This window comes from Treponema socranskii subsp. buccale (assembly GCF_024181585.1).
GTDB classification, from domain to species: domain Bacteria; phylum Spirochaetota; class Spirochaetia; order Treponematales; family Treponemataceae; genus Treponema_D; species Treponema_D buccale.
In genome coordinates this window covers 147,003-165,742 of sequence record NZ_CP054258.1, presented here as the reverse complement: position 1 = coordinate 165,742, position 18,740 = coordinate 147,003, and the positions used below count along the sequence as shown (strand labels likewise).

The window sequence follows — 18,740 nt, the reverse complement described above, 5'->3', positions numbered from 1 at the left end:
CCCCATATTGATATTGATTTAATAATTTATATTGCGGACAATCGATTATATCACGATTATCCGCCCAAATACGCTTTAATCACTTGCGGATCGGAAAGCAGTTCCTTTCCGGTTCCCTCCATGATTACTTCACCAGTCGCAAGAACATAGCCGCGGTCGGCGATCGACAAAGCCATCGATGCATTCTGTTCGATCAGTAAAATCGTTTTGCCGCCTGCTTTCAATTTTGCGAGCAGTTCGAAAATTTCTTCGACGATAATCGGCGCAAGTCCCAGCGACGGTTCGTCGAGCATGATGATATCGGGCTTGAGCATAAGTCCCCGCGCGATGGCGAGCATCTGTTGTTCTCCTCCGGAAAGCGAACCGCCCGCCTGCTTTTCGCGCTCTTTTAAGCGCGGGAAAAGCGCATACTGTTCTTCGATGAGAAGCGGTATATCTTTATTTTTAATGGACGGATTTCCCATCGTACCCGTGACAAGATTTTCGTAAACGGTAAGCGCCGGAAAGATTCTACGTCCTTCGGGAATATGCGCGAGTCCCATTTTGACGATTTTATCGGGAGCGAGGTTCGTGATATCCTTGCCTTTGAACATAATCGTTCCGCCCGATTTCGGCACGAGATTTGAAATCGCCATGAGCGTACTCGTTTTGCCGGCGCCGTTTCCGCCGATAAGCGTTACGAGTTCTCCGCTTCGCACTTCGATATTTTCGTCTCGGAGCGCGGATATACTGCCGTAATTGACGCTTAAGTTTTTAATGCTGAGCATACGGCGCCTCCCCTGTCAAAAGACCTTTACCGAAATACGCTTCGCGCACTTCTTTATCGTTTTTTACGACATCGGGAGTGCCTTCGCATATCTTTTGTCCGAAATTGAGCACGAGAATTTTTTTGCATGTTCCCATAACGAATTTCATATCATGTTCGATGACCGCAATCGTGTATCCCAAATTGTTGAGTTTAATAATAAATTCCGAAAGCGATTTCGTTTCGTTCGGATTCATACCGGCAGCCGGTTCATCGAGCAAAAGAATTTTCGGATTCAGTGCAAGCGCACGTGCAATTTCGACTTTGCGCTGAATACCGTACGGCAAATTGCCCGCAAGCGTATCGGCATACGCTTCAAGACCGATCATCGAAAGAATTTCAAGACCTTTTTGCGCGGCAAATTCTTCGTCGTTTTTATACGTTTTATCCCGGATAATCGCATCCGCAAATCCCGTTTTCAGTTGAAGATGAAATCCGATTTTAATATTTTCCAAAACGGACATAAAGCGAAACAGCATGATATTTTGAAAGGTGCGCGCCATTCCCTTCGCCGCGACGCGTTCGGGTTTCATGCCGGTAACGTCTTCGCCGCAGAACAGGATTTTACCGGACGTCGGATAATCCATTCCCGAGCACACGTTGAAAAACGTCGTTTTGCCCGCACCGTTCGGTCCGATGATGCCGAAAATATCTCCGGCGCCGATTTCCATGCTGACTTTTTCCACGGCTTTAAGACCGCCGTAATATTTACACACGTTTTCCGCTTTTAAGACAGGAGTATTCATTTCGAGACCTCCGTATCGCGTTTTCCGTCAGAGCCTTTTGTCTTCCCTGCCTTCCTCGCTCTCTTTACAAAACGGCGCAGGCTGAGATTCCCGGCAACGGCTGAAGCACCGACAAGTCCCTGCGGACGGAACCACATCATAATGATTATCAAAAGCGCGTATGCGACGAGCCGCCACTGTCCGATCGGCCGCAGCACTTCGGTAAGGAAGTTGACGATTATCGATCCGACGACGGGACCGACGAGCGTCCCCTGACCGCCGATAATCACCATGGACAGGATATTCCATCCTTCATCGAGCGTAAAATACGTCGAATCGATAAAGCGGACATAGGGAGCGTATATTGCGCCGGCAACGCCGATCCAAAACGCGCCGTACATAAAATTCGAAATTTTGTACCGAGAAGAATCCACACCGAGGCTCTTTGCGGCAAGTTCGTTCTCGCGTATCGACATCCACGCCCGCCCGATCCGCGAATTGATAACGCGGTGCGATACGAACAAAAATAAAATCGCAAATCCCAAAAATACATAATAGTAACGACGCGGGTTTCTGATCGCAATGCCGAAAAACTGCGGAATCGGAATACCTTTTATACCGAGCGCACCGCCGGTAAGAGCCGTCCAGTTGAGCGCAATAAGACGTGCGATTTCGGAAAAACCGAGCGTTACGATCGACAGATAGATACCGCTCATTTTAAGCGTCGGAAGCGCAACGAGCAGCCCGATCACAGCCGTAACGATACCGGCGACCGGAAGAGCGAGCCAAAAATTCCATGCGGCGCGGGTTGAGAGAATCGCTTCCGTGTAGGCACCGACACAAAAGAAACCCGCCGCACCGAGACAGGTCATACCGCTGTAACCGTTGATGATATTCAGCGCTCCGGCGAGCAGCGCATACAGGCAGATACGGCACATAACGCCCATAAAATAGCTTTTGCCGTAGATCTGCGGCAGAGCGAGCATCACCGCAATGAGAACGGCGGCAGTGACGATAACATGCTTTTTGCACCAGGCATTTACGGAATATAATGTATCGACGACCGCACTCATACTTTTACTCCGCGTTTTGAAACGAATCCCGTCGGCTTAATAATTAAAACGGCTATTAAAAATCCGAATGCGAATATATCGCGGAAGCTTGCCGATGAAATCATGATGCCGAAATTTTCGATTATGCCAATACACAATCCTCCGAGCGCGGAAAACCGCACGTCGGTCAAACCGCCGAGCACCGACGACGAAAACGCTTTCATACCCATTGAACCGCCCATCGTCGCCTGCAGCATTTGATAATAGATGCTCGACAAAAGCCCCGCAATACCGCCGAGTCCGCAGCCCAGACAATTTCCGAGCATCGCCATACGCTTTACATTGATGCCCATCATGTATGAAGCCGTTTTATCCTGACTGACCGCTTTAAGCTTGATACCGAATTTCGTACGGGTAAACAAAAACGACAGCGCAGCGGCGAGCAGGATGACGGTTATCATGATCAATAACTGTACCTGTGATATTTGAACGGTACCGATTTTAAAAAATCGCGGCTCGATGACGTCGAGCATCGGTTTTTGATTCGGTCCGAATATAATCTGCGCCAGATTTTTAATAAGCATCGAAAAGCCTATCGTACACAGCAGAGAAATATGCCGCGGCGCCGTAAAAAAATTCTCATAGCAGATTTTATATACGAGGATGCCGAGCAGCCATGAAGCGGCAAAACTCGATATGATACCGAGTACGATATTGTTTCCGCAAAGTTCGAACGCATAAAAAGCCGCAAACGAGCCTATCATAATCACTTCGCCGTGCGTAAATGTAACCATGCCGACGACGCCGACGACTACCGAATAACCGATAGCCATAAGCGCGTAAACAGCTCCCTGACATAATCCGTTTATCAGGTGATTTAAAAAGTATTCCATAAACCGGGCTTCCCTTGAATCGCTGTAAGCCGGCGGTCGAATAAAATCGGCCGCCGATATTATATTTTATTAATTATTTTTTAGAATAATCGAATCCGGCTTTAACTACGTACTGTCCTTTTTCGACCGCGCAAATCATATACACGCGAGTGATATCGCCGGCAGGGTTGAATTTAAGAGGCCCGGTAATTCCCGTAAAATTGCCGGAAGCGAGGTTATCGCGAATCGCTTTCCGCGTGATTTTATCGGGAGGACAGCGCGCGATCGCATCCGCGAGGAGGTATATGCAATCGTATGCACAGGCGGGGTGAACGGTCGGCTGGAATCCGGATTTTTTTGTAAACTCGTTTTTCCATGCGGTAAGCCGCGGATCGGCAGGATCGAAGAAAAACGGCGTCGAAAGCAAAAGCCCTTCGGAATTTTCTTTCGTCAAATTGATAAGCTGTTCCGAAGTTCCCGGCCCGAGCGTCGTCAGAGGAATATTCCATCCGGATGCACGGATCTGATTGATAACCTGCGGAACAGCGCCCTGATCCATAATGAGTACGACTTCCGGACGGGCGGAGCGCAGACGCGTAATGAGAGAAGAAAAATCTTTTTCATCCTGGACATAACTTACATCCGCAACGATATCGAGCCCGACAAGTTTCGCTTCTTTTTTGAAATTGTCGAATGCGGACATACCCCAATCGCTGTTGATATAGATGACACCGACTTTCTTTACGCCCATATATTTTTTCAAAATGTACCGTGCAAAAAACGGCGCCTCACCGTCCTGCCGTCCCATAATGCTGAAACACCAATCGCTCATACCCGCATAGGTCGGATTCGACGCCGTCGGCGAAAGCTGCACGATACCGGCTTCATCGACGATCGGAGCGTTTGCCATACAGCAGCCGCTCGTAAAATCGCCCATAATCGCGAGGATTCTGTCGTCGTCACCGAGTTGCCGCGCGAGGTCGGAACTTTCCTTTTGGTCGCCTTTCGAATCTTTTATAACGAGATTTAATTTCCGTCCGTGAACACCGCCCTTTGCATTGATTTCGTCGACGGCCATCTGCCCTCCGACTTGAAATCCTTTACCGTATTCGGCATTCGTTCCGGTAAGAGGCGCCAATACGCCGATTTGAATGGAATCGCTGTCGGAAGACCCCAGCGCCCATACAGCGACGGCACATAAAAATACAGCCGTTAAAGCGACAATCAGTTTTTTCACATTGTACCTCCGTAATTCTTTCACTGAAATATCCGGTTTTATGCGGTTTGTAAGATACCAGTAATATCTTACAAATACCTTATAAGTATAAATCGAGTTTTCAAATAACGCAAGGTTTTTTTTGTTTTTTCGATTTCAGCGGTTCGTCCCCGTCACACGCTGAACAGCAAATCTTCATACGACGGAAACGGCTTGTACGCTTCGGCAAGCAGCGGCTCTATCGCGTCGGTTACCGCACGCACTTTTTCCATCGCGGGGATCACTTTTTCGGCGTACGCTTTTGCACGGCGCATATAATCGCCGTTTGCGATCGCCGCCGCATGCTTTTCCGAAAGCGAAGCCGTCTCTGCCGAAAGAGAATCGGCAAGCGTGTCGAGTTTTTCGAGCAGCGAAATACCCGCTCCGCATTTTGCGTGCGGGACTGCATCTTTTACCGACACGACCGTCTCCGCAATCGAATCCATATAACCGAGTACAGAGGGCATGATATTTTTATTAACCATTTCGATCATCGTGCCGACTTCGATATTGAGCACTTGGCAGTATTTTTCGAGCTTTACTTCATAGTGGCTTTTCATTTCCGCTTCCGTGTAGATGCCCATCTCGGTATACAGCTTGACGTTTTTCGGCTTGAGGTATTCGGCGACCGCTTCCGGAAGATTGCGCAAGTTCAAGAGTCCGCGCTTTTTCGCTTCGGAAACCCAATCGTCTCCGTAGCCGTTGCCGTTGAAGATGATTTTCCAGTGATCCGTGATTTCTTTTTTAATAAGTTCCTGCAGCGCTTGATTGAAGTCTTTAGCTTTTTCGAGTCTGTCGGCATATTCTTTCAAAACGTCCGCGACGATTGCGTTGAGCGTCGTCATCGGCCCCGAAATCGACAGCGAAGAGCCGACGGAACGGAATTCGAATTTGTTTACGGTAAACGCAAAAGGAGACGTGCGGTTGCGGTCGGTCGTATCTTTCGGGATGGGCGGCAAAACATCGGCGCCGATTTTTATCTTTTGTTTCGATTTCGCGCTGTACGGCGTTCCGTCTTTTATCGATTTCAATACGGCTTCGAGCTCGTCGCCGACGAATATCGACATGATTGCAGGCGGCGCTTCGTTCGCTCCGAGCCGGTGATCGTTTCCCGCGCTCGCAACCGAAATGCGCAGCAAATCCTGATTGTCGTCGACGGCGCGGATCACCGCGGTGAGGAAAAGCAAAAAACGCGCGTTTTCCCTCGGCGTGTCGCCCGGCTTCAAAAGCCCCTCGCCCGCATCGGTTTCGATCGACCAGTTGTTGTGCTTGCCGCTGCCGTTGATGCCGGCAAAAGGTTTTTCGTGCAGCAGACACACAAGCCCGTGCCGACGCGCAACCTTTTTCATAATCTCCATCGTCAGCTGATTTTGATCGGCCGCCAAATTCGTCGTCGAAAAAATCGGCGCCATTTCGTGCTGGGCGGGAGCCGTTTCGTTGTGTTCCGTCTTTGCAAAGATGCCGAGCTTCCACAACTCTTCGTTCAAGTCTTCCATGTATTCACTGACGCGCGGCGTGATCGCGGTAAAATACTGGTCGTCCATCTCCTGACCCTTTGCGGGCTTTGCACCGAAAAGCGTCCGCCCCGTCATCTGGAGATCTCTGCGCTTTTCATAGAGTTTTTCATCGACCAAAAAATATTCCTGTTCGGCGCCGACGCAGGAAATCACGTGTTCGACGTCTTTTTCACCGAAGAGCCGAAGCACGCGCACTGCCTGTTTGCTGAGCGCTTCGATGGAACGAAGGAGCGGCGTTTTTTTGTCGAGGGCTTCTCCCGTGTACGAACAGAATGCCGTCGGAATGCACAGCGAATGATCTTTTACGAACGCATACGCCGTCGGATCCCACACCGTGTACCCGCGCGCTTCAAAAGTGGCGCGGCTTCCGCCCGACGGAAATGACGACGCATCGCTTTCGCCTTTGACAAGCTCTTTGCCGCCGAACTCCATAATGACGCCGCCGTTTTTGTCGGGAGCGATAAAACTTTCGTGCTTTTCCGCCGTAATGCCGGTGAGCGGCTGAAACCAATGCGTATAGTGCGTCGCGCCTTTCGAAATAGCCCACTCCTTCATCGCGTACGCCACTTGATTCGCAATTTCAAGTTCGAGCGGCGTGCCGTCGTCGAGCGTTTTTTTGAGCGCTTTGAATGTGTCTTTCGGCAAAAGCTCCTGCATCACCCTTTGATTAAAAACCATGCTTCCGAACAATTCCTGCACATTCGGCATACAGTCCTCCGGCGTTTTATCCCGCACTTTAAAAATAAAAAAAACGATGCAAACCCCTTTTGCACAAAAGCGTTTACATCGCCTGCAGTTTTCATATTCACGTTATAGCCTTTGTCGGCAAAAAAATCAAGCGATTTACCGGTCGCTGCCGCTATGCTTCCGTCATAAAAGCGTTACGTCGCAGCGTTTCCTCCATTAAAAAAATATTCTTCGATTGCATCTTTATCGGGCATATTCCTGTTTTCAATTTCATTAATAACCGTTTTTGTATTCCATTCCAACTCGATCGGTTTTATCGTATATGCGTTTTTATCGATTTCTATAATATCGGCTAATTTTCCTTTTGAATATTTTCCGTCGCAGCCCGCAGATCCTACGCTTATATATGTATTTATTTTCTCCGTTAGGAATGCTTTATGTAAGTGGCCGAAAAAAATCACATTATTTTTCTTCGGTTCGATTCCGAATACGCGATCGAGATCAAGTCCGTCAATACCGTATTCGAATACATTGTATTCGGAAATTATTCCGTTTTCCAAAAAGAAATGCTGAAAATACAGATTATATTTTCCGATTTCGATATGATATTTGTAGGGAAGCTTTTCAATATAACGTACGTTGTCGATGCCTATTTGCTCTTTTGTCCATCGATAGTGTTCAGCTTCCGATTTTCCTATGCTCTTTTTCAATTCGGGTCCGAGCCCTATCGAACAGTTATATTCTTCGTGATTGCCTTTCAGATAAACCGTTTTTTCTCTCTTAATAAATTCCAGCGTTTCTTTCGGCCACGGCCCCAAATCAACGGCATCTCCCAGCGTTATGTGCAAATCGCATTTTTCGCGCGCATATATTTTTGCCAACGCTTCGCATGCCAATATGTTTGCATGTATGTCAGAACTTATCAATATCCGCATTTTTTACTCCGCCGGGAGCGCGACTCCGGCATCCGTTATCCCGTAAAAACGATTTCGCCGATCCCTCACATATCTTTTAAAACCGACTTAAAGTGCACGAGGTAATCGGCAAACGAAATATAGCACAGCGCAAGGCTCGCGACAAACATACCGAGCGCGGCGTTTTTCCAAGCTTCCGTATGCTGCACGACCGATAAAACGACAGCGCCGACAGCTCCCCCTTTCACCGCATAAAAGCGCAGCGCACATTCGGGGATGAGGCATACAAATCCCGATGCGACGTAAAATACGGTTTTGAGTTTTCCGCCCTTTCGCGCGGCGATCGCCGTACCTTGCTTTGCCGCGACCATGCGGAGAAAATTCTGCGAAAACTCACGGTACAAAATCAATACGAAAATCCATACCGGAAGATAGCTTTTAACGGATGCGGCGAACGAATACATAAAACACGTAAACGTCGTCAAATGGACGATAACGTCCGCAAAGGGATCGAACATCTTTCCGAAGTCGCTCACCTCACGGTTTTTACGCGCAAAAAATCCGTCGAGAAAATCGGTAAATTCCATGCACGCCAGGAGAGGAATCATAAGAGCTGCCGAAAGACCGGCAAATCGCCCCGTCCAAATCGGGATAAAATAGATAAGGAAAAATACCGGCGCAAAGACGATGCGAACCGACGTAAATGCATTTGCAAGTTTCATATTGTAAGTATGTTTTGAAAGACACATAGTGTCAAGACGCGATATTGGGGCTGTCTCAAAAGTCGGTTACTTTTTCGACAGCCTGTCGAGTTTAAAATTAAGTCTTTATATTGCAAGAACTTAATTTTAAACATCGCATATAAAATCAAGGAAGCTGTCCAAAAACTGAAGTTTTTGGACAGCCCCGAACACATTAACGGAAACTTACTCTCAATGCACGGCACGGATGCCGTGTCGTATTCTTGCAAAACGGCCGCGTATTTTTGCTCCGCAAAAATACGGTAGTGAGCGCTGCACGGATGCAGCGCGAACGAATATTACTTCGCTTTTTCGGGATGGCGGTTTGCGAGGAAGTTCGCGTAAACGGCGCCCGAAATATTATGCCACACGCTGAACACGGCACCCGGGATCGTCGCAAGCGGATACTGTGCAAAGTGCGTCGCCGCAAGCGATGTCGCAAGTCCCGAGTTTTGCATACCGACTTCGATTGAAAGCGCACGGCACTTCGTCGTGTTAAGACGCAGTAATTTTCCGACGCCGAATCCCGTCGCATAACCGAGCAGATTGTGAAGAATAACGACGATGACGACCATAACGCCGACAGTTTTAAGCCGCGCGGAATTCGCGGACACGACGCTTGCAATAATCATGATGATCGCGATCGTCGAAATAAGCGGAAGGATACGCACGATCTGGCGCGTCACTTTTTCGAAAAAATAATTGCACACCAAACCGAGCGCAATCGGCACGAGTACGACTTTTACAATCGACAAAAACATCGCGACGGCATTGACATCGACACGCTGCCCCGCATACAGGAGCGTTAAAAGAGGGGTCATAAGCGGCGCGAACAGCGTCGACACAGCGGTCATGCCGACCGACAGCGGAACGTCACCTTTGGAAAGATAAGTCATGACGTTCGACGAGGTACCGCCGGGACAAGTGCCGACAAGGATAACGCCGACCGCGATTTCCGTCGGCAAATTAAACGCTTTCGCCAAAAGAAAAGCGATAAGCGGCATGAGCGTAAACTGCGCGATAAAACCGATTATGATATCTTTCGGCCGGCTGAACACGACTTTAAAATCGTCCATTTTGAGCGTGAGTCCCATGCCGAACATGACAATGCCGAGCAGCCAATTTATCCAGCTCGTTTTAATCCACAAACAGGTCTGCGGTGCAAAGAGCGCAAGAGCGGCAACCGCAATGACGATGAGCGCCATCCATTTGCCGAAAAAATCGCTCAGCTTTTCAAGAAATTTCATACTAATTACATCCTTTACATGTCTTTAATTATATTAAAGTATTTTAGCATAAATTAAACGGCCGTGTAAAGACGGCAAGACTTTGCCCGAACGGCGTCGTATATGCGCAAAAGTTTATTATTTTTCGTCACCGTTATTTTTTCAAAAGAGCTGCAAACGGATTGTAGCCTTCGCCGTCCGTCTGACCGGCCATATAACGCGCCGTCGTTTTATCCTGTTCGACCGACGTCGTCGGCGTAAGCGAAATACGCCGTTCCCGAGCGTTTACTTCTTTGACGAGTACCGACATCTTTTGTCCCTTCGAAAAGACTTTGTTCAGATTCGTATGAGAGTCGACGCCGTCCATTTCCGATATGTGCACGAGTCCGTCGACGCCCGGTTCGAGTTCGACAAAAACGCCGAAGGGCGCAACGCGCGAAACGGTGCCCTCGTATTTCGAACCCGGGGCATATTTTTCCGCTGCAGCCGTCCACGGATCGGCAAGCAGCTCTTTTGCGCTCACCGAAACGCGCTCGTGCGCCCAGTCCGCTTTAATAATTTTTACGCCGAGCTTTTGCCCGACATGCAAAACGGCGCTCACGTCGTCGACACGAGAGCGCGCGATTTCCGAAATCGGCAGGAGCGCTTCGAATCCGCCGATATCGACAAAAGCGCCGTATGTTTGCAGCGACACAACTGTCGCTTCGACCGTCATGCCTTCTTTTAATTTTTCCTTGAGCGCTTCAAGTTCTTTTTCGTACGCTTCTTCCAGGACGACGCGGTTTGAAACGAGTATGTCGCGCCCGTCGTTTTTGTATTCCTGAATTTTAAAAACGAGGTGCTTTCCGACAAACGATGCGGCATCTCCCTTTTGCTTCCAGCCCATCTGAGAATACGGGCAAAAGGCGCGGCTCGTCCCGACCGTCACTTCGTAGCCGCCTTTGATCTCTTTGTCGACATGCCCTTCGACGGGGATGCCGTTTTTATACGCGTTTTCCAAAATCGATTTATCCGCTTTGCCGCCGGAAATCTTTGTCGTAAAGCGAGCTTCCCCGCTTTCGTTTCCGATAAAATATACATCGAGCATATCGCCCGGATGTATCGAACAGATGCCGTTTTCATCGGTAAACTCGGACGCGTCGAGTACGCCTTCGCTTTTCGCGTTCAAGTCGAGAAAAACCGTACCCGCGGAAACCGCGACGACTTTGAGCGAAACCTTTTCGCCTATATCAAATTTTTTCATAAGAACCTCATACTTCGAACGCGATTATAGCGCATTCTGCAAATGCGCGCAAATCGAAATGTAAATCGTATCGGAGCGCAAATCGGCGAAATGTCACTATCAAGGCAACTGCGGTTTTTATACCGCTTTCGATTATACTTTTCAACGCACTGCGATACGTTTTTTCGGGACAAACTCAACTTTCAGATTCATGTTCAATCCATTTGCAAGCCGCTGCAAAAGCCGTATCGTCGGATTTCCTAAACCGTTTTCTATTTTGCTTATATCCGATTGCGCAATACCGGTCGCTGCAGCAAGTTCTTTTTGTGTGATATTACATGAATTTCTTGCATCGATTAACGCCCGAATCAAAGCATATTCGGGTTCCAATGCTTCGTATTCTTTTTTGAAGTTTGTGTTTTTACATTGATCTTTCAACGCTTTAGTCAATGTCATTTTTATCTCTCATGTGCGATGCCGCACATATCGTACACGGAGGCAAAGCCCTTGCGCTTCATAAACGCTTCGATGCCGGAGAGCACTTCGAGCATCGTCAGCGGATTTGCAAAAGTGTTCGTACCCACTCCGACGGCAAGCGCTCCCGCCATGATAAACTCGACCGCATCTTCCCATTTTTCGATACCGCCGACAGCGACGATCGGCACGCGTTCGTGCGGCGGAAGCGAGCGCATCGCTTCGAAGGTTTCCCACACGAGGCGCACGGCGATCGGACGGACGGCAGGGCCGCCGAAGCCCGCTTTGATTTTATCGAACACCGGCACACCGCACTCTATGTCGACGGCGACGCCTTGAAAGGAGTTTCCGATGCTGAGCGCATCCGCACCCGAGCGGATGCAGGCGAGCGCGACACCCGTAAAATCGGGCGCTTGCGGCGTAAGCTTTACGATGAGCGGTTTTTTCGTTACGGCGCGCACTTCGCGCACCGCAGTTTCCGCATTCGCACACGTCATGCCCCACGCCGCTCCTCCGGCCGCAACGTTCGGACAGGAAATATTCAGTTCGATGATCGGGACAGCACTTTTATCGAGCAGCTTTGCGCCTTCGATATACGTTTCGAGTGTCGAACCGGAGAGGTTCGCGATCGCCACCGTTTTCAGTTTGAGCATTTCCGGCAGTTCGAAATCGATAAAATGAGCGATGCCCGGATTTTGCAGCCCGATCGAATTCATGAGACCCGAAGGCGTTTCCCACAAGCGGATGCCCGTATTTCCTTCGCGCGCTTCGAGCGTCAAACCCTTGCTCGCAATGCCGCCGAGTTTTCCGACGTCGAAAACGGAAGCGTATTCCGTGCCGAATCCGAAAGTCCCCGAAGACGCGATGACGGGATTTTTTAAACGCACGCCCCCGATCGCAATCGAAAAATCGGGTACTCCGTCGAGCGCTTTTCGAGCAGGCTTCGATACGGGCTTCGGAAATTCGAGGATGCGGCTGTCGAAAACGGGGCCGTCTTTGCAGCAGCGCTTATTGCCTTCGCTCGTGTGAATCGTGCAGCCGAGGCAGACACCCATACCGCAAGCCATTCGGCTTTCCATGCTTATATAACACGGGATACCTGCGCTTTCGGCTATGCGCTTTACATACGAAAGCATAGGCGTAGGCCCGCACGCATACACGGCGCCGTAACCTCCCGCACGGAGCGCATCTTCGGTAAGGGCTGCGGGAAGCATGCCGTGAACGCCTTCGCTTCCGTCGTCCGTCGTAATTATTAATTTTTCCGGGCGAATATGCTCCAAACCGTAGGAGCCGCTTTTAAAGCTCGCAAAAAAATCGTAAGAGCCGGGCGGAAGCGTTTCGGCAAAAGCAGCTACGGGCGCGACGCCGATACCGCCGCCTGCAATACAGACTTTTGTATCGTTTTCGGGAAAGGGAAAAGTGTTGCCGACGGGGCCGAGCATCAGTACTGCATCTCCCGCTTTCAGCGCGCACAACTCCCGCGTACCGCGCCCCTTTACGAGGATGAGAAACTGTACTTCGATTTCGTCCGCGCACGCTTCGGCATGAAATACGCTGACCGGGCGCCCCAAAAGCACACTCGACCTTTCCGCGCGCAGCATATAAAACTGCCCCGGAAGCGGCATGCCGGACTGCGCGCTCGGCGAACTTCCGCCGCATACGGTACTGACAGCATTCGCGGCTTCCTGCGGCACGGCGGAAGGGTTTACAGCTTGCAGAATCGAAGACGGCATCGACTGACAGTGCCTAGCTGCCGACTTCGGTACGCAGACTTTCAGCAGAAAAACGCTTCCTTCGGGACGCGCGCCTTTTTCTTTTTCACAGAATATGACGGTACCTCTTGCATAGAGCGGAGGAGATTTGCAAGCTGCTGTATCGGACATAATGTAAAGATATGATTTTACGCGAGTTAGGGCAAGACGGGGGCAGAGGCTCCCGCATAAAAAACGGCACCCCGAATAAGGGGGTGCCGTCCGCACACTATCGTCCGCACTTCTAAGCCCTTCCGAAAGGTCTGCTTTTAGAACGGACGATCACTTGCCTGTCGCTGCGTTCGCGCCCGCTTTACGACCGTTTACGCAAAAATCGACGATAGCGTTGCCGCCGAGCCTGTTTGCGCCGTGATAATTTCCGGTAATTTCTCCCGCACAATATAAGCCTTTGATAATCGTGCCGTCTGCACGAAGTGCATGCGCATCGTTATCGACGTTGATGCCGCCCATCGTGTGATGCGTTGCAGGCTTTCTCGGATACGCATACCACGGACCGGTAACCAATTTTTTCGTCCATGTAATGCGCCCGAGCGGATCTTTTGCCGAACCGTCGACATAGGTATTAAAATCATCGACCGTTTTTTGCAAAACGGAGGCATCCATATTGAGCGTTTTTGCCAAATCCGCAAGCGTCGCGCCCGATACGTATCCCGCCAGATGATTGTCGAGAAAGTACGCGACGCTTTTACCGCCGAGCGTCTTGCCTTTCGCAGGATCGGGTACGGTGTCCGCGCTGAACAGCTGATACATAAGACCGTCGGGCTGCGCGATAATTGCAAGAGACATTTCGTCGCGGCGGCCGTCTTCACGAACAAAGCGCCTTCCTTCTTTATTTATATACATGCTTGCGCTGTATGTGAGCGTAATATCGCTTGTCGCGCCCGTCCACGGATTTGCATACGGCAACAACTGTATCTGTTCCATATTGATGAGTTCGGCGCCCGCATCCTGTGCCATAAAAATGCCGTCTCCGGTAACGCTCGCCACATTTGTCGTAATGACTTTTTCGCTTAAATCGGGCCACTTGCCGGTTTGACAATATTTTTGCCGCATCTGTACATTTCCGGCAAAACCTCCGGTTGCAAGGATAACGCCTTTTTTCGCGTGCAGCGTCACTTTGTTTCCCGCTTTGCCGACCGCATTCACGCCGACGACATCGCTGCCGTCCATGATCAAACTCTTCGCTTCGGTATCCATAAGCGCTGTAAATTTGTCGCCCCGTTTTGCAAGCACGTCTTCAAACGCTTTGAAATAGCCGGTGCCGTTCGGCATAACCGACGTATGCATACGCATATAAAGAAATCCGCTCGCAACAAACAGCACCTCTAAAAATCGAATCGTTTAGCGATGCCGAATAATGCGCGTATGCTTTTACCCCGCCTTTCGCGCACTGCCCTTCCGCGCATCGATTATGTTTTTAATAACCGGCCAAGAGAACGCGAGAATCGTCGCGATCAAAAGCACGCAGGAAACGGGTCGCTGCACGAAAGTCATGAGCTTCCCGTGGCTCATCACGAGCGCACGGCGGAAGTTCGCTTCCATCATATTGCCGAGGAGCAGTCCGAGCACAAAGGGCCCCGTCGGGAAATCATATACTTTGCACACAAAGCCGAGAAGAGCAGCGGCAAACATGACGATAACGTCGAAAAAATTATTATTCAACGCATAAGATCCGACAACGCACAAAAGGCATACCGCCGTCCAAACGGTCGGCTGCGAAACGTTCAGCACTTTCGCGGATGCTTTTGCGGTAACGAGACCGAAGATCAAAAAGACGACATTCGCAAGCAGCATAAGCAGCATAATCTTTGCGGTAAAGTCGGCATTTTCCGTAAACATTTTCAAACCCGGCTGCATACCGTACATCGTCAAAGAGCCGATAAGGATGGCGGTAACCGAATCGCCGGGAATACCGAGCGTCATCATCGTCGTCATCGCTCCTCCGATAACCGCATTGTTTGCAGTCGAAGAAACGGCGAGCCCTTCAAGCGAACCCTTTCCGTATTCTTCGGGATGTTTACTCATTTTTTTTGCATTGCCCCACGAGATGATCGATGCGATGTCGCCGCCCGCTGCGGGAATCGCGCCGATGAGCGTTCCTTCGACGGCACCGATAAGCGTCGGTATCGTGAGTTCTTTGAATTCCTTAAACGACGGTAAAACGCGGCCGAGCGCAAGATTGACTTTCCGCGCTTTCATTTCCGCCGCTTCTTCCGTGCGGTTTCGCGAATACATCTGATACAGCACTTCGCCGATGCCGAACATACCGATCATAACAGGGATAAATGAAATGCCGGCGAGCAGGTCGACCGAACCGAAAGTAAAACGCGGTATGGCAAGCAGAGGATCAAGTCCTACACAGCTGAGCAGGATGCCTGCAACGCCGAGAATCGTACCTTTGAGCACGTTGCCGGTGGATACCGCGATCATCATCGAAAGACCGAAAAGCGCGAGCATACAGTACTCGGGTGCATTGAACGTTACGGTAAAATTCGCGATCGGCGTGGAAAACAAAATGAGACACAGCGTCGAAAATATGCCGCCCATAAACGAATAGATGACGTTTACGCCGAGCGCGAGACCGCCTTTTCCCTGCCGGTACATCTGATAGCCGTCGAGCGATTGACTTATGGAAGCGGGCGTTCCCGGCGTATTTATTAAAATCGCGGAAATGCCTCCGGAAAAAATCGCAGCGTTCCACAGCCCCATAAGCAGCGCGAATCCGTTTGCCGGCGGAAACCAAAATGTAATCGGCGTCATAATGGCGATGCCCATCGTTGCGGACAAACCCGGCAGCGCGCCGATCACCGTACCGATTACGACTCCGAGACATAAAAACAATAAAACCGACGGCGTACAAAGTTCAAAAAAAGCCTTGGCAAAAATTTCGAGTGTCATACATACTCCCGTATACTATCTGTCATTTTTTAGATATTAAATTGAATGGAAAAGCCTACGACAAAGGCCAGATAGATAAAAGCGACAAACACGACCGAATAGATGATATTGAATTTCCACGTACGCTCAAATATAAAATTGAGAAAAACCACAAGCGCAAGCGCCCACAAAATAAATAATTTCGTAAGCTGCCATAAAATAAAAAATACGACGATGGCCGTTATCGTCAGTACGAGCATTTTAATATTTTTTTTTGTTTCTTCACTTGCAGCGGCAGACTGTGCTTTTTCGATCTTTTCACGGATGCTGCGAATCAGTAAAACGATGCCGAGAATCCCTAAAACGGATCCGAGCAGCACGGGAAAAAAACCGGCTCCCGGAACTCCGTCGGAAGTTTGCGCGTTAAAACGCATCGTATTTTCCGCAAGCGTATAAATGACCACTCCGAAACCCAAAAGCGTTATCACAATACCGGATATCGCATCACCCTTGCGCATAACGGCGACCTCCTTTTCATACGATAAAAATCGGGGCTGTCTCAAAAGTCGGTTACTTTCTCGACAGCCTGTCGAGTTTAAAATTAAGTCTTTATATTGTAATGACTTAATTTTAAACGTCGCATAGTACATTTAAGGAAGCTGACCAAAAACTGAAGTTTTTGGTCAGCCCCGATCGGCAAAGCATTATTTTTTGAGCAATGCGGGAATCAATTTTCCGTAATAGCTCAATTCTTTTGCGGCGGCGGCATCCATATCGGAACCGCTCAAATACGCGTGTTCGAAACCGCGCGATGCAAGCAGTTCTTTTACCGGCGCGGAATTAAGCGCGACGAAGGACGCTTTTTCGAGGATACTCACGATTTCAGCGGGCGTACCCTTCGGAACGGCAAACGCACCCCAGCCCTGAATCGCAATGTCGATGCCTTTTTCGCGGGCGGTCGGTACATTCGGAACGACGGACGAACGGCCTTCGCCGAGAATTATTAAAACTCTCAGTTTACCGTCGTTGACGAGGCTTTGTACTTCCGACGGAGAAACGGTAACCGCTTCGATATTGCCGCCGGCAAGAGCGGTTACGGCAGGAGCCGCGCCTTCAAACGGAACGTGCGTAAATTTAACGCCGCATTTATCTTCGACCGAAGCGGCCGCGACATGCCAGATGGATCCCGTTCCGGAATTTCCGACGCGGACTTTTCCCGGATTCGCTTTCGCATACGCGATGAAATCTTCAATCGTCTTCCACGGAGAATCCGCCTTTACCGTGACGGCCGACGGAATCGTCATCGCCCGTCCGATAAATTTGAAATCGTCGGTGCTCAAATCGGTAAGACCGAGTGCGCGGAGCATCGTCGATTCGACGGGCATATACGCGATCGTGTAGCCGTCGGCCTTTGCGTTTTTGACCCGCGTCAATCCCGTCGCTCCCGACGCGCCGGTGATATTGCTCACGGTGATCGTACCGGGGAGCGCTTTTTCAAGTTCCGATGCATAGATGCGCGCCGTCGTATCGGACGCACCGCCCGCAGAATACGGAACGATCAGAGAAATCTGTTTGTTGCCGGGAAATTTGACATTGTCTCCATTACCCAGAGCAAAGCTCCAAGAAATTACCGCTGCCGAAAGCAGACACAGTATTCCGATTCTTTTCATACTACCTCCATAAAAAGCCATATACCTCTACACCGTATTTGCAATTACAAATACGATGCAACTTCTTTTTTCAGTTCCGCAACCTGCTCGGCAGTCAAATCGAGAAGCGGTCGGCGCATGTATCCGCCGCGAATACCGCGCATCGTTAAGATATTTTTGAATATGGACATATTCGCGCCGCATTTCATAATCATCGCCAATTTCGTTGCTTTAACCTGCGCTTTCCGAGCCGCGGCAATATCTCCCGATTGAAACGCTTTATACACGTCGACGAAAGCTTCCGGAAACGGGCCCGAACAGCCGGAAACGGTACCGTCGCATCCGCACGACAGCGCGGGCAAAAAGAGATCGTCCGCTCCGGGGACAACCGAAAAATTTCCTCCGCGCACTTGCAGATATTCGTTTATCCTGCGCATATCGGCAAAACTGTATTTTACGCCGACGACGTTTTTACACGCGGAAGCGATCTCTTCCATCGTCGCAGCCCCGATGTCGTTGTGCGCAAGCTGAGGAATCACATATACATACACGGGAAAATCGTCCGGCAGCGCGGCGCATACCGTTTTATAATATTCGACCATAGCGCGGTCATCGACATGGAAGAACACCGGCGTAATGATGCCCACGCCGTCAGCACCGATGCTGTGCGCGTGTTTTGCAAGACGGATCGTACAGTCCTGACACATTGCACCGACGTGGACGAAAACCGTTACGCGGCCGGCGGCTTTTTTGACAACGGTTTCGGCGACGAGTTCGCGCTCTTCGGCGGACATCGAAAACATTTCACCCGTCGTACCGCACGGATACAAACAGTGAATGCCTTTTTGAATTAAAAATTCGGTCTGTTCTTCAAGCGCCGCGACGTCCACTTTGTTGTCTTGCGTAAACGGTGTTGTCATGGCGGTAATAACGCCGTATAATTTTTTCATAGA

At 49.9% G+C, this 18,740-nt stretch carries 17 protein-coding genes; all 17 read right to left on the bottom strand.

The genetic code is table 11. From position 1 onward, the window contains the following. Positions 1–56 precede the first annotated feature (56 nt). On the bottom strand, positions 57–767 hold the full coding sequence (locus HRI97_RS00795; protein ID WP_253726042.1) for an ABC transporter ATP-binding protein: 711 nt from the start codon (positions 765–767) through the stop codon (positions 57–59). Beyond that, positions 754–1,551, bottom strand: a complete 798-nt coding sequence (locus HRI97_RS00790; protein WP_253726040.1) for an ABC transporter ATP-binding protein — start codon at positions 1,549–1,551, stop codon at positions 754–756. The genes HRI97_RS00795 and HRI97_RS00790 overlap by 14 nt, the downstream gene beginning before the upstream one ends. Next, entirely contained in the window at positions 1,548–2,603 is a 1,056-nt protein-coding gene (locus tag HRI97_RS00785) for a branched-chain amino acid ABC transporter permease (protein WP_253726039.1), read from the bottom strand. Before HRI97_RS00785 ends, HRI97_RS00790 begins: the two co-directional genes overlap by 4 nt. Next, positions 2,600–3,475: a branched-chain amino acid ABC transporter permease gene (locus tag HRI97_RS00780; protein ID WP_180487554.1), complete on the bottom strand. Its 876-nt coding sequence runs from the start codon at positions 3,473–3,475 to the stop codon at positions 2,600–2,602. Before HRI97_RS00780 ends, HRI97_RS00785 begins: the two co-directional genes overlap by 4 nt. Positions 3,476–3,548: 73 nt before the next feature. Next, positions 3,549–4,691: an ABC transporter substrate-binding protein gene (locus tag HRI97_RS00775; protein WP_253726037.1), complete on the bottom strand. Its 1,143-nt coding sequence runs from the start codon at positions 4,689–4,691 to the stop codon at positions 3,549–3,551. Between the two features lie 152 nt (positions 4,692–4,843). Beyond that, a complete protein-coding gene (locus HRI97_RS00770) occupies positions 4,844–6,934 on the bottom strand; it encodes a glutamine synthetase III family protein (RefSeq protein WP_253726035.1) in 2,091 nt (696 codons plus the stop codon). A gap of 173 nt (positions 6,935–7,107) precedes the next feature. After that, positions 7,108–7,848, bottom strand: coding sequence for a metallophosphoesterase family protein (locus HRI97_RS00765; protein ID WP_253726034.1), 741 nt, complete (start codon positions 7,846–7,848; stop codon positions 7,108–7,110). A gap of 65 nt (positions 7,849–7,913) precedes the next feature. Further along, entirely contained in the window at positions 7,914–8,549 is a 636-nt protein-coding gene (locus HRI97_RS00760; protein ID WP_253726032.1) for a CDP-alcohol phosphatidyltransferase family protein, read from the bottom strand. 317 nt (positions 8,550–8,866) lie between these two features. Then, positions 8,867–9,814, bottom strand: a complete 948-nt coding sequence (locus HRI97_RS00755; protein WP_253726031.1) for a bile acid:sodium symporter family protein — start codon at positions 9,812–9,814, stop codon at positions 8,867–8,869. Between the two features lie 133 nt (positions 9,815–9,947). Further along, the gene (locus HRI97_RS00750; RefSeq protein WP_253726030.1) at positions 9,948–11,036 is read right to left on the bottom strand and encodes a 30S ribosomal protein S1; all 1,089 of its coding nucleotides are present in this window, start codon (positions 11,034–11,036) and stop codon (positions 9,948–9,950) included. Between the two features lie 141 nt (positions 11,037–11,177). Then, positions 11,178–11,471: a helix-turn-helix domain-containing protein gene (locus tag HRI97_RS00745; RefSeq protein WP_253726028.1), complete on the bottom strand. Its 294-nt coding sequence runs from the start codon at positions 11,469–11,471 to the stop codon at positions 11,178–11,180. Positions 11,472–11,473: 2 nt separating this feature from the next. After that, a complete protein-coding gene (locus tag HRI97_RS00740; protein WP_253726027.1) occupies positions 11,474–13,372 on the bottom strand; it encodes a dihydroorotate dehydrogenase in 1,899 nt (632 codons plus the stop codon). A gap of 150 nt (positions 13,373–13,522) precedes the next feature. Continuing rightward, the gene (locus HRI97_RS00735) at positions 13,523–14,554 is read right to left on the bottom strand and encodes an FAD-dependent oxidoreductase (protein WP_253726026.1); all 1,032 of its coding nucleotides are present in this window, start codon (positions 14,552–14,554) and stop codon (positions 13,523–13,525) included. A gap of 78 nt (positions 14,555–14,632) precedes the next feature. Then, positions 14,633–16,159, bottom strand: coding sequence for a tripartite tricarboxylate transporter permease (locus tag HRI97_RS00730; protein WP_253726025.1), 1,527 nt, complete (start codon positions 16,157–16,159; stop codon positions 14,633–14,635). Positions 16,160–16,188: 29 nt separating this feature from the next. Further along, positions 16,189–16,656, bottom strand: a complete 468-nt coding sequence (locus HRI97_RS00725) for a tripartite tricarboxylate transporter TctB family protein (RefSeq protein ID WP_253726023.1) — start codon at positions 16,654–16,656, stop codon at positions 16,189–16,191. Between the two features lie 186 nt (positions 16,657–16,842). After that, on the bottom strand, positions 16,843–17,808 hold the full coding sequence (locus tag HRI97_RS00720; RefSeq protein ID WP_253726022.1) for a tripartite tricarboxylate transporter substrate binding protein: 966 nt from the start codon (positions 17,806–17,808) through the stop codon (positions 16,843–16,845). A 44-nt stretch (positions 17,809–17,852) separates the two neighbouring features. Continuing rightward, positions 17,853–18,737 (bottom strand): dihydrodipicolinate synthase family protein, encoded by an 885-nt coding sequence (locus HRI97_RS00715; protein ID WP_038082435.1) that lies wholly within the window; start codon positions 18,735–18,737, stop codon positions 17,853–17,855. Positions 18,738–18,740 lie beyond the last annotated feature (3 nt).

What these genes read in the sequence shown, in the direction of transcription:
- HRI97_RS00780 (WP_180487554.1), bottom strand. Translation starts at nt 3,475, where the DNA reads ATGGAATACTTTTTAAATCACCTGATAAACGGATTATGTCAGGGAGCT.
- HRI97_RS00785 (WP_253726039.1), bottom strand. Translation starts at nt 2,603, where the DNA reads ATGAGTGCGGTCGTCGATACATTATATTCCGTAAATGCCTGGTGCAAA.
- HRI97_RS00725 (WP_253726023.1), bottom strand. Translation starts at nt 16,656, where the DNA reads ATGCGCAAGGGTGATGCGATATCCGGTATTGTGATAACGCTTTTGGGT.
- HRI97_RS00790 (WP_253726040.1), bottom strand. Translation starts at nt 1,551, where the DNA reads ATGAATACTCCTGTCTTAAAAGCGGAAAACGTGTGTAAATATTACGGC.
- HRI97_RS00745 (WP_253726028.1), bottom strand. Translation starts at nt 11,471, where the DNA reads ATGACATTGACTAAAGCGTTGAAAGATCAATGTAAAAACACAAACTTC.
- HRI97_RS00750 (WP_253726030.1), bottom strand. Translation starts at nt 11,036, where the DNA reads ATGAAAAAATTTGATATAGGCGAAAAGGTTTCGCTCAAAGTCGTCGCG.
- HRI97_RS00730 (WP_253726025.1), bottom strand. Translation starts at nt 16,159, where the DNA reads ATGACACTCGAAATTTTTGCCAAGGCTTTTTTTGAACTTTGTACGCCG.
- HRI97_RS00770 (WP_253726035.1), bottom strand. Translation starts at nt 6,934, where the DNA reads ATGCCGAATGTGCAGGAATTGTTCGGAAGCATGGTTTTTAATCAAAGG.
- HRI97_RS00720 (WP_253726022.1), bottom strand. Translation starts at nt 17,808, where the DNA reads ATGAAAAGAATCGGAATACTGTGTCTGCTTTCGGCAGCGGTAATTTCT.
- HRI97_RS00740 (WP_253726027.1), bottom strand. Translation starts at nt 13,372, where the DNA reads ATGTCCGATACAGCAGCTTGCAAATCTCCTCCGCTCTATGCAAGAGGT.
- HRI97_RS00795 (WP_253726042.1), bottom strand. Translation starts at nt 767, where the DNA reads ATGCTCAGCATTAAAAACTTAAGCGTCAATTACGGCAGTATATCCGCG.
- HRI97_RS00715 (WP_038082435.1), bottom strand. Translation starts at nt 18,737, where the DNA reads ATGAAAAAATTATACGGCGTTATTACCGCCATGACAACACCGTTTACG.
- HRI97_RS00735 (WP_253726026.1), bottom strand. Translation starts at nt 14,554, where the DNA reads ATGCGTATGCATACGTCGGTTATGCCGAACGGCACCGGCTATTTCAAA.
- HRI97_RS00765 (WP_253726034.1), bottom strand. Translation starts at nt 7,848, where the DNA reads ATGCGGATATTGATAAGTTCTGACATACATGCAAACATATTGGCATGC.
- HRI97_RS00760 (WP_253726032.1), bottom strand. Translation starts at nt 8,549, where the DNA reads ATGAAACTTGCAAATGCATTTACGTCGGTTCGCATCGTCTTTGCGCCG.
- HRI97_RS00755 (WP_253726031.1), bottom strand. Translation starts at nt 9,814, where the DNA reads ATGAAATTTCTTGAAAAGCTGAGCGATTTTTTCGGCAAATGGATGGCG.